We start from the raw sequence: 11,054 nt of genomic DNA, 5'->3' as shown, positions 1-11,054 counted from the left end.
CTCCTTACTCCCGATTCCCAATTCCCCACATTTCATTGATAGCGAAACCCAACCAGGGTTTAATATTTCTTGGCAAATCAGAATTGAACCTTAAGGGTATTTCTTGGGTAGATAGTGATTGGGCGTAGGCTGGTGTCAGAAATGGTTGGTAAATCGCGGCTTCTGGTGTGTCTTGTTTAATAAACGCTAAAGTTACACCACGAATCAGTTCGCGCAAAGCATCGGTTTCTTGTCCCCGCTTTTCTCTGACAAGTGTAGTCGCTGCACTGGCCGGATATGCGGGATCGGTAATACTCAAGTGAGTTGCACCAATGGCAGTTAACAAATATTTAGCACCCCCTAGTTGCTGAAAAGGTCTAATTTGATGACTCAAGGCTGGGGTCAAAGCATCTTCGGTGCTGCTGACAATTAAAACGGGTTTGGTAACTTTGCTCAAACCGTTGTTACCAAACAGTCTACCCACAAGAGGATTAAGAGCGATCGCCCTTTTAACTCGCTCGTCTTTTACCTGTGGTTTGCTATCTTTTAAACTAGCCGCTGCACATTGCAACCAATCACCGGGAGATTCGCCAAAGGAAAGAGAGGTTTTACAGAATTCTTGCAATGGCTTTAAATCTATTTCTCCACCCACTAAGGCTAATGCTGTATGACCACCTAAGGAGTGACCGATAACTGTGACTTGCTCTGTGTTGAGCTTTCCTTGCAGTTGTCCTGCTTGAGTATTGAGTTTTTCTAATTCGTTGAGTAAAAAGCTGACATCTTGCGGTCGGTCAACAAATTCCCTGGCTGGTAGTAATTGTGCCAAGTTGACTTGACTAGACACTTTATTGATAGCAGTAGAATTACTTCCTGGATGCTCAATTGCCGCAACTGTAACCCCGTGGGAAGCTAAATGACGTGCCAAATAGCTAAAAAATTGGCGATTGGCTCCCAATCCGTGGGAAAGTACTACCAATGGCGCTGGGGTATTTTGCTGACTCCAATAAATATCTACAGGAATGCGGCGGTTGCGTTGACTGTCTTGGAAGGTGAGTGTCTGCTGTTGAACGGTTGCTTGACCTGTGGTTGCGGGGTCAAAGGTTGGCTGAAAAGGCGTATTATTTTTTACTAACAATTCTCGTTCTAGCAACCGACCCAAAACTTGACTTTGTAAGTTATTGGCGTTAAATGCTAAGGCAATTTGCGCTGCTTGAGAAGCGTCTACAGTAATATTTTCCTGTGGGTAAGCTCGCAAAAAACCAATTGCACTTAAACCGTTGACTTGACGCAAAGAGAGGTTGAGTGCTGCCTGGAGGGTTTCTGGCGTACTGCCTGGTATTGCCGCTTCTAAGGAAGTAATTAATTGTCTGCCTTGTGGCGATCGCGCTAATTCATCGATGAATTTATCGGCAAATCCTGGATCTACTTGTAACTGTCGGTTCAGTAATTCTCCGATTTGCGGTGTTAATACAGCACTATATATTTGTAAGTGTTCTGGCAGGTTACCTGTTTTGGCAAATCTTTCAACGTCGCTGATATTTAAAGATTGTTGAAAGGGGCCCAAGCGAATAGTAACTGTTTCTGCTGCTTGAGTGGTGGGGATGTCGACACCACAGCTTACAACTAAAGTTAAACTGCACAATAATCCTTTAATGAAGGATGTTTGAGGTAAATTTTTACCCAGCCAAGAGTACATACGATGTGAGGAGTGAAAATGTCAGTCAACTTATTGACTACAATTATGGGTTTGAAGTTGCCATCGCTAGTCAAATAAAACAACTTCAAACCCACTCTTTTTATTATCCTTGAGCCACAGTTTTTAGAACAGACCGAATATAGCTCTGAATACTCCTAACAAACCGCCTAGTGGGTTAACTACTGTACCCACAGCATCGCCAGCCGAGGCTAAACCAGAGCGGTTGACGATAACAACGTCATTATTGCGGAGTATGGGATTAGTTTCTTCATTAATTCCTTGGGAGAAATCAACTTTAACTTCCCGCTTAGTCACAGAACCATTAGGATTAAGGCGAACTAAATCTACTGTGGTTGTTCTAGCTCTAGCGTCGTTGAATCCACCCGCAGCCAGTAATGCCTGATTTAAAGAGCTATTGGGCTTAATGTCTACGGCGCCCGGTCGTTTAACTTCGCCTACTACGCCCACTTGAATTGTCGCCGGAGACAAAGTGGTGGCAGCTAATTGAGTAGCTTCTGCTGTATTGATCTCAGTAGCAGTAGGAATGACAATTGTATCTCCGTCCTGCACAATTATGTCTTGATCAATATCACCGCTTTGTAATAATTCCCAGAGATCGATATTTATATTTTGTTGTGAACCAGTTCTTGTGGGTCGGCGGAGTTGGAGATTCCGAACATCAGCTTGTGATGTAATTCCTCCAGCTACTTGCAGCGCTCGCATTACAGTGGGTAAACCACCAGCGCCTTCTTCACCTCCACCACCCTGGCCAACAAGATATGAGCCAGGACGATTCACTTCACCAATGATGGCTACAGTACGTGGTGTTGTGGGGCTAGCGGCAAAGTTAGCTGAAAATAAATTTCGTGCTTCTGCGACGTTGAAAGTAGTTGCAGTTGGCACAACTATGGTGTCACCATCTCTTAAAGTAATATCTTGGTCTATCCTACCTGTTTGAATTAGTTCTTTTAAATTGAGATTAACAACTTGCTCTGAAGAACGTCCAATTTTCCGTCTTAATTGCACTTGAGTTACATCTGCTGCCAAGGTCACGCCTTGGGCTGTGGTGAGTGCAGCTAATACAGTTGGGTATTGTACCCCTGGATTATTACCCGCGCCACCTTGTAAGTTCAGAGTATAAGACCCAGGACGTGTTACTTCTCCAGCAACTAAAATATTAATAGGTCTAGGTGATAACAGGTTAACTGAAATCAGGGGACGTTTGAGAAAGCGAGAATACCTGTTGGCAATTTCATCAGCCGCTTGTTCGGTTGTCAGACCCAAAACGGAAACACTGCCAATTAAAGGTAGGTTAATTGATCCACCTGGAGGAATTTGATATTCGCCTGTATATTCTGGTACTTCAAATACGTTTACGCGAATTAGATCACCACCACCTAAAGAATAATTAGTATCTATTGGTACACTTGGTGATACTTGTTGTCCCGTAGGAAATATTGGTTGTGTACCCGGTGATACTTGTTGTCCTGTAGGAAATACTTGTTGACCCGTTGGTGATGCTGGTTGTGTTGGTGGTACTAATTGTCCCTGAGCTAGGCTCGCAGACGGTACAGCCGCACTGACAGCCGTTAACAAAGCCACACCCATAACTGGTTGGGTGAGGAATTTCAGCAAACCTGTGTTAAGCATATTTACCTTAGACTCTAAGACTGTGATCGGCATAGTTTTTTATAAACATCTAAATTTTGACTATACTTAATTATTCAAGTTCCCCGATTCAAGTTCCCCAACATTACTTATTTTCCTTGAAAAGTGTAATTTTCCGGAGGGATATTTATTTATTAATGTTGAATTTTTAGTAAAGTTAACTTAAAGATGTACTTGAGTTTCAGTCTAGTATAAATTCCCTCCTATGGTATTTGATTGATATCAAAAAAAGAATCATTTTATTTGAGTTAAAAAAATTACTTTTGTCATCAATAACATTCATCTACAGCAGCCACAGTTTATACTTTAGGGGCTTTATCAACTAAAAATTCTCAATAAAGCAAGAGAGAATTTTAACTGTTATTTTGGCAAAAATAGCTGGTATTGGATAAATTTGACAGATGGTATTAGAAAATTGTCCCTCACTTTTTCCAGAATCGGACACTTGCGTATACGGTGTATTCTGTAATAGAAAGATGTACGGTGAAAAATTTTGACCAGTCAGAAATACTAATTAACCGGCTTACTTTTTTGTAACTGTTGAATAAAGAAATCTTCTAGGGTGTGGCGAGATAAGTTCATAGAAATGATTTGCCCCCCCATCAAACGGAGACTAGCAAGAAAATCATAATAATCTTCTTGTAGCGTGCCTTGCCAAGAACCATCATGGGCAAATACTAGGCTCGGTATCCATTTTTTCAAAATTTCCCCGTCACCACCTTGACCTTTGACGTAGTATGTGTTTCCAGTTCCTAAAAGTTCATAAAGAGAACCAGAACAAATCATCTTACCTTGAGAGAGGATAGCTATGCGATCGCAAATTTGTTCGACTTCACTAAGAACATGACTGTTAAAGAAAATCGTCTTCCCGGCGGCTTTGAGGGACAAAATAATTTCCCGCATTTGGTAGCGTCCCACAGGATCTAAACCAGACATTGGTTCATCGAGAAATATCAAGTCTGGATCATTTATCAGTGCCTGGGCCATACCCACACGCTGTAACATGCCTTTAGAATAGCGCCGCATGGGCTTTTTTTGGGCATCTGTGAGGGATAAACCCACTAATTCCAATAGTTGGGGAATGCGTTGACGTTGTACACTTTGAGGAATTTGGAATAACCCAGCCGCTAGCTGTAAAAATTCCCAGCCCGTGAGATAGTCATATAAATAAGGATTTTCTGGCAGATAACCGATACGTTGTTTAGCATGGCGATCGCCTAATGGTTGACCTAATAATAAACCCTTGCCGGCAGTGGGACGAATAATTCCCAACAACAGTTTTAACAGAGTAGTTTTACCAGCACCATTAGGCCCTAGTAACCCAAAGGTTTCACCTTGGTATACCGTGAGCGAACAACCTTTAAGGGATACAATTTTTTGATTCAGCCAAAATCCCGTGCGATAGACTTTTCGCAAATCAGCAGTTAGGACTACTGGCGGATTTTCTGTAATATTCAGCGGAGAATTAAGGGTATTTGCACCAGACTTCATCTCTGTTTCGTGTATTAATTGCAGTGTACCCAATGGTCTAACAGTCATAATTACCACTAGGTTTGTCAATTATCACAAACCAAACAGCTAATTGACACCCTCTGTTTTACTTTTACAGAAAACCCTTGGAACTGGGAATAGTACCACCGCGACGAGGATCAATTTCCACAGCCATCCGGGTAGCTCTAGCAAAAGCTTTAAATGTCGCCTCAATAATATGATGGGAATTAATACCATCCAGTTGGCGAATGTGAAGTGTCATTTGGCTATGGTTGACCAAAGCTACAAAAAACTCGCGTACTAGCTGAGTATCATAAGTTCCCACACGCTGGGTAGGAATATCCAAGCCGTAACTCAAGTGTGGACGTCCAGAAAAATCTAGCGCCACTTGCACTAAAGCTTCATCTAAGGGTGCGAGAAAATTACCAAAGCGGACAATTCCTTTTCTATTCCCTAATGCTTGAGCGAAAGCTTGCCCTAAAGTGATACCTACATCTTCATTGGTATGGTGGTCATCAATTTCCCAGTCTCCCTGGGCTTGGACATTTAAGTCAATCAACCCGTGAGAGGCAATTTGATGCAACATGTGATCCAAAAACGGAATCCCGGTGGCTGAGGTGCAGATACCTGTACCATCCAGGTTAATGGTAACTTGCACATCCGTCTCACCAGTGGTGCGGTGAACAGAGGCCACGCGAGCAGTTTGAGCTTCGATAATTTGGCGTTGGACGGAGTCCTTACTGAAGGTATCGCTTGTTTGCATAGGAAATGGGGACTGGGTATTAGGTATTGGGTATTGGGGGAGATGACAGAGGAATTTATCTCTAGCCTCTAGCCTCTAGCTTCCACTCCCCCAATGATCTTACATTCCCATGATTTCATATCCTGCATCTACGTACAGAACTTGCCCGGTGATACCACTGGCTAAATCGCTGGACAAGAAGGCAGCTGTGTTGCCTACTTCTTGCTGGGTGACGGTGCGTCGGAGGGGGGCTACTTCTTCTACATGGTGAATCATATCTAAGATTCCGCCTACTGCTGATGACGCCAAAGTGCGAATTGGCCCGGCGGAGATGGCATTGACGCGAATGTTTTGTGGCCCTAGTTCAGCCGCTAAATAACGTACACTAGCTTCTAAACCCGCTTTAGCTACTCCCATGACATTGTAGTTGGGAACAGCTCTGACACCACCTAAATATGTCAGGGTAATAATACTACCTCCTTCTGTCATTAGCGGTTTGGCTGCACCGCTTAATTGCACTAAGGAGTAGGTGCTAATTTCTAAAGCGGTTTTAAATCCAGCACGAGAGGTTTGGCTAAAACCACCAGTTAAATCGTCTTTGTTGGCGAAAGCTAAACAGTGAATAAGAATGTCTAGTTTGCCCCATTTTTCTTGAATGGCTGCAAAGGTAGACTGAATTTGTTCGTCGTTTTGGACATTACAGGGAACAAATAAGCTGGGATTAAGAGGTTCCACTAATTCGGCAACTTTTTTCTCCATCTTGCCTCGGTCATCTGGCAAGTAAGTAATACCTAAGTTTGCTCCTGCTTGATGCAGTTGTTGAGCAATCCCCCAGGCGATGGAGCGGTTATTGGCAATTCCTGTAACTAAGGCGTTTTTTCCAGTGAGATTCAGCATAGAAATTGTAAATGCAACCAATCATTAGGAGCATACTAGAATCTGAGGTGAGTTTATCTTGGTTTTACACATGATTTGCAAAAATGATGATTATGTGAACTGTTTTCGGAAAAATTTTCCTAGATAATCCTTAAGATATTCTCAAGATATTATGAAAATTTTGGCAAAAAACCTGATGACTACAACTGTGCAAGTACTTATAACAACTACTAGCTAAAAACATGAAAAATTATGTATCATTATGAACAAATAACTGTGAAGTTGTGGGGTTGAGTATAGGAATGCACAGAAAGGTTGACGGTGCTTTATTCTTTTTTCGGGTGTATTCTTAGGTAATCAGTTTTTGTTTTTCCGGCATTGGGTAGGGGAAGGGAGATGATCGTGACACAAGATAAAGCCCTAGCAAATGTATTTCGTCAGATGGCAACTGGAGCTTTTCCTCCGGTTGTGGAAACGTTTGAACGCAACAAAACGATCTTTTTTCCCGGCGATCCTGCTGAACGAGTTTATTTTCTTTTAAAGGGTGCTGTTAAACTTTCCAGGGTGTACGAAGCAGGTGAGGAAATAACGGTAGCACTGCTGCGGGAAAATAGCGTTTTTGGTGTGTTGTCATTACTGACGGGAAATAAGTCAGATAGATTTTACCATGCAGTTGCATTTACTCCTGTAGAGTTGCTTTCAGCTCCTATTGAACAGGTAGAGCAAGCACTTAAGGAAAATCCAGAATTATCCATGTTGATGCTGCGGGGACTATCTTCGCGGATTTTACAGACAGAGATGATGATTGAAACCTTGGCTCACCGGGATATGGGTTCGAGATTGGTGAGTTTTCTATTAATTCTTTGTCGTGATTTTGGTGTTCCTTGTGCAGATGGAATTACGATTGATCTCAAGTTATCTCATCAGGCGATCGCTGAGGCAATTGGTTCAACTCGTGTAACTGTCACCAGGTTATTAGGGGATTTGCGTGAGAAAAAGATGATTTCCATCCACAAAAAGAAGATTACTGTGCATAAACCTGTTACGTTAAGTAGGCAGTTTACTTAAAAGCAATAGACGGAGGTGGAGTGGCAAGTGTTGTGTTTTTCAAGATGACACCCATAGCTGGAGGTAAATCTAAAATCGTGAGTAGTTTCAGCTATTGCCAATATTCCATCCTCCACCAGATAATGTTTGAAAGTAGTAGGCTGTATCTGGAAGCATTATGCCTCCGGCACACTACGTGAACGGTAGCTGAAGATGACCACCGGGTACATCCTTATAGCAGCAATTTTAATTTTGGGGGGCGTAATTGCCACTGTGGGCGATCGCATTGGCACACGTGTTGGCAAGGCTCGCCTCTCACTATTTAAGCTTCGTCCCAAAAGCACAGCAGTACTAGTGACTATTTTTACTGGTGCATTGATTGCCACATCAACTTTGGGAATCTTATTTGTGGCTGATGAAGGATTAAGGCAAGGGGTCTTTGAGCTAGAGGATATTCAAAGAGACTTGAGAGAAAAGCGCGAACAGCTAAAAGTTGCCGAAACTCAAAAAAGTCAGGTAGAAAGTGAGTTAAGCCAAGCAAGGATTGAACAAGCCCAAGCACAACAAGAGTTACAAGTAATTAATAAGTCCTTACAAGCAGCAAATACTAAACAACGGGAAACTCAAGCCCAACTAAACCGCACCCTTAGCCAACAGGCCCAAACCCAAAAACAACTCCAACGCACCCAAGGTCAATTAAGTCAAGTAGCTAATCGCTATGAACAAGCCCTAACGGAACTGCAAAGCGTTTATGATCAGAGAAAAGTATTGCAGTCAGCCATTGAAGAACTTAGGGCAGAACGTCAACGACTTTACGCCGAAGCAAAAAAAGCCATTGATGAAGCCAAAACAGCTATAGACCAGCGCGATCGCAAAATTGCCGAACTAGATGGATTAATTAAAAAGCGCAATGAAGAAATTGCGGCGCGAGAACAAGTAATTGCCATTAGGGAATCTCGCCTCAAAGAATTAGAAAGACAACAGAATTATTTAGAACAAGAAGTAGCCAGACTAGAAAAATATTACCAGTCATACCGTGATTTGCGTTTAGGCAAACTAGCTTTATTTCGGGGTCAAGTTTTGGCATCTGGTGTAGTTCGTGGTATTAACCAAGAAGACCTAGCGCGTCAGGTGGTAATCCAGCTGTTGCAGGAAGCTAACCGCAATGCCAACATTGAACTCTCAGAACCTGGGACAATCCCTGCGAATGAAGATATATTGCGTGTTACCCCAGAAAGAATTGAGCAACTAACCCAGCAAATTAACGATGGTAGGGAATACGTCATGCGAATCTTCTCAGCTGGCAATTATGTCAGGGGAGAAAACCAGATAGAATTTTTTGCAGATACAGCACGCAATCAACTAGTTTTTTCCGGAAGTGAGGTTTTGGCCACAACTACGGCTGATCCTAAAAATATGACCACCTATCAACTGCGGCAAAGACTGGATCTGCTAATTTCGGCTTCTCAATTTCGGGCCCGGAATGCGGGAATCGTCGAAAATGTCCAATTAGACAATACTTTTTTACGCTTTTTCTCGCAATTAAGGCAGTATGAGCAAACGTTGGAAATCAAAGCGATCGCCGCGGAGGATACTTATACAGCAGGGCCGTTAAGAGTAAAACTGTTGGCTATCGTCAATGGACAAGTTCTGTTTAGCACTTAATAAAAAAGGTTCGCTCCTAGTCAGGACTTTAGCCCTGGAATGAGGGACTGTAGACGCATAGCAGCTTCTACAAACTGTTTATTAAGGATGATTTGGCGGACTTAAAATTTGAATTTTGACTTTCAAGGCAGCGGTACTAGTCCTTAAAATAAGAAATAACGCTGTGCCATTGGTAAAGAGGTAGCAGGTTCACAAGTCAATAATTTTCCATCCACCCTCACATAAAAGGTTTCCGGATCAACCTCAATATGGGGAGTCGCATCGTTGAGTTTCAAATCTGCCTTACTCAGATTACGTGTATTACTAACCGCTAAGGTGCGAGTTGTTAAGCCCAGTTGAGCGGGTATACCCCCATCCAAAGCGGTTTGAGAAACAAAGGTAATAGAGGTATGAGCCATTGCGCCACCAAAACTACCAAACATCGGACGCATATAAACTGGCTCAGGAGTAGAGATACTGGCGTTGGGATCACCCATTTGCGCCCAAGCGATCATTCCTCCTTTAATAACAAGCTCTGGTTTGACCCCAAAAAAAGCTGGTTTCCACAAACACAAGTCGGCAACTTTACCTTTTTCAATGGAACCCACATAGTTAGCAATTCCGTGAGTGATGGCCGGGTTAATGGTGTATTTAGCGACATAACGCTTGGCCCTAAAATTGTCATGGGTTTCATAAGGATTTCCCGGTGACGGCAATAATCCCTTTTGTACTTTCATCTTATGGGCAGTTTGCCAAGTGCGAGTAATTACTTCCCCTACCCTTCCCATAGCTTGGGAATCGGAAGCCATGATACTGATAGCACCCATATCGTGCAATAAATCTTCCGCGGCGATGGTTTCCTTACGTATCCTCGACTCAGCAAATTTGACATCTTCCCGAATATTTTTATCGAGGTGATGGCACACCATTAACATATCTTTGTGTTCATCAAAAGTGTTGATGGTGTAGGGACGAGTGGGATTAGTCGAAGCGGGTAACACATTAGTTAAACTGCAAACTTTCAAAATGTCAGGCGCGTGACCTCCGCCTGCACCTTCAGTATGGTAAGTGTGAATGACACGACCTTGAAATGCCGCAATGGTATTTTCTACAAATCCGGCTTCGTTGAGAGAATCGGTATGAATTGCTACTTGTACATCATATTCATCGCCAACGGTAAGACAATTGTTAATGGCATCGGGAGTAGATCCCCAGTCTTCGTGCAGCTTTAAACCAATTACTCCCGCAGCAACTTGTTCAACTAATCCTTGGGGTTGGCTGGTATTGCCTTTGCCCAGCAAACCTATGTTCATGGGGAAGCCATCAGCAGCTTGGAGCATCCGGTGAATATTCCAAGTACCAGGAGTGCAAGTAGTAGCAAGAGTCCCAGTAGCCGGGCCAGTACCGCCGCCAAGCATGGTAGTTGTACCAGCAGCCAAGGCAGTTTCAATTTGCTGGGGACAAACAAAGTGAATGTGGCTATCGATGGCTCCAGCCGTCAAAATTTTGCCTTCTCCAGCTATTACTTCCGTACCGGGGCCAATAATGATATCAATGTTGTCTTGAGTGTAGGGATTGCCTGCTTTGCCAATTTCGACGATTTCCCCATTTTTAATCCCAACATCGGCTTTAACGATGCCCCACCAGTCAAGAATCAAGGCGTTGGTAATTACCAAATCTACTACCTTGGGATCTTGGGCTTGGGTGAGGGGAGATTGTCCCATACCATCTCGGATCACCTTACCACCGCCGAATTTCACTTCATCGCCGTAGAGAGTACCTCCGTAACTGGTATAGTCTGCTTCTACTTCAATGAATAAATCTGTATCAGCAAGACGGATGCGATCGCCTATGGTAGGGCCAAACATGGCTGCGTATTCTCGACGGTTCATGCGGTAGCTCATTTTTGCT

At 43.1% G+C, this 11,054-nt stretch carries 8 protein-coding genes; 2 read left to right on the top strand and 6 right to left on the bottom strand.

Annotated features, from left to right (window positions below):
• Positions 1 to 4 precede the first annotated feature (4 nt).
• From ACM0OT_RS11340 to fabI, 5 genes are all read right to left on the bottom strand, one after another.
• A complete protein-coding gene (locus ACM0OT_RS11340; protein ID WP_414564453.1) occupies positions 5 to 1,675 on the bottom strand; it encodes an alpha/beta hydrolase in 1,671 nt (556 codons plus the stop codon).
• A gap of 123 nt (positions 1,676 to 1,798) precedes the next feature.
• A complete protein-coding gene (locus ACM0OT_RS11335; protein WP_414564609.1) occupies positions 1,799 to 3,325 on the bottom strand; it encodes a polysaccharide biosynthesis/export family protein in 1,527 nt (508 codons plus the stop codon).
• Between the two features lie 528 nt (positions 3,326 to 3,853).
• The gene (locus ACM0OT_RS11330; protein ID WP_414564608.1) at positions 3,854 to 4,834 is read right to left on the bottom strand and encodes an ABC transporter ATP-binding protein; all 981 of its coding nucleotides are present in this window, start codon (positions 4,832 to 4,834) and stop codon (positions 3,854 to 3,856) included.
• Between the two features lie 112 nt (positions 4,835 to 4,946).
• Positions 4,947 to 5,597 (bottom strand): imidazoleglycerol-phosphate dehydratase HisB, encoded by a 651-nt coding sequence (hisB, locus tag ACM0OT_RS11325; RefSeq protein WP_414564452.1) that lies wholly within the window; start codon positions 5,595 to 5,597, stop codon positions 4,947 to 4,949.
• 99 nt (positions 5,598 to 5,696) lie between these two features.
• Positions 5,697 to 6,473, bottom strand: coding sequence for an enoyl-ACP reductase FabI (gene fabI, locus ACM0OT_RS11320; protein ID WP_414541873.1), 777 nt, complete (start codon positions 6,471 to 6,473; stop codon positions 5,697 to 5,699).
• Positions 6,474 to 6,848: 375 nt separating this feature from the next.
• On the opposite strand from fabI, the gene ntcA reads away from it, so the two are divergent.
• On the top strand, positions 6,849 to 7,520 hold the full coding sequence (gene ntcA / locus ACM0OT_RS11315) for a global nitrogen regulator NtcA (protein WP_010998529.1): 672 nt from the start codon (positions 6,849 to 6,851) through the stop codon (positions 7,518 to 7,520).
• Positions 7,521 to 7,712: 192 nt separating this feature from the next.
• On the top strand, positions 7,713 to 9,164 hold the full coding sequence (locus ACM0OT_RS11310) for a DUF3084 domain-containing protein (protein WP_414564451.1): 1,452 nt from the start codon (positions 7,713 to 7,715) through the stop codon (positions 9,162 to 9,164).
• A 143-nt stretch (positions 9,165 to 9,307) separates the two neighbouring features.
• On the opposite strand, the gene ureC is transcribed toward ACM0OT_RS11310, so the two are convergent.
• Positions 9,308 to 11,047 carry an urease subunit alpha gene (gene ureC, locus ACM0OT_RS11305; RefSeq protein ID WP_414564450.1) on the bottom strand — a complete coding sequence of 580 codons (1,740 nt, stop codon included), beginning with the start codon at positions 11,045 to 11,047 and terminating at the stop codon, positions 9,308 to 9,310.
• Positions 11,048 to 11,054 lie beyond the last annotated feature (7 nt).

This window comes from Anabaena sp. CCY 9613, assembly GCF_963920895.1.
Classification (GTDB): Bacteria; Cyanobacteriota; Cyanobacteriia; order Cyanobacteriales; family Nostocaceae; genus Cyanocohniella.
Note: the sequence above shows the minus strand (reverse complement) of the source record. Positions and strands in the feature narration are given on the sequence as shown.

Coding starts and splice junctions, on each gene's coding strand:
- ACM0OT_RS11340 (WP_414564453.1), bottom strand. CDS start 1,675: ATGTACTCTTGGCTGGGTAAAAATTTACCTCAAACATCCTTCATTAAA.
- ACM0OT_RS11335 (WP_414564609.1), bottom strand. CDS start 3,325: ATGCTTAACACAGGTTTGCTGAAATTCCTCACCCAACCAGTTATGGGT.
- ACM0OT_RS11330 (WP_414564608.1), bottom strand. CDS start 4,834: ATGAAGTCTGGTGCAAATACCCTTAATTCTCCGCTGAATATTACAGAA.
- hisB (WP_414564452.1), bottom strand. CDS start 5,597: ATGCAAACAAGCGATACCTTCAGTAAGGACTCCGTCCAACGCCAAATT.
- fabI (WP_414541873.1), bottom strand. CDS start 6,473: ATGCTGAATCTCACTGGAAAAAACGCCTTAGTTACAGGAATTGCCAAT.
- ntcA (WP_010998529.1), top strand. CDS start 6,849: ATGATCGTGACACAAGATAAAGCCCTAGCAAATGTATTTCGTCAGATG.
- ACM0OT_RS11310 (WP_414564451.1), top strand. CDS start 7,713: ATGACCACCGGGTACATCCTTATAGCAGCAATTTTAATTTTGGGGGGC.
- ureC (WP_414564450.1), bottom strand. CDS start 11,047: ATGAGCTACCGCATGAACCGTCGAGAATACGCAGCCATGTTTGGCCCT.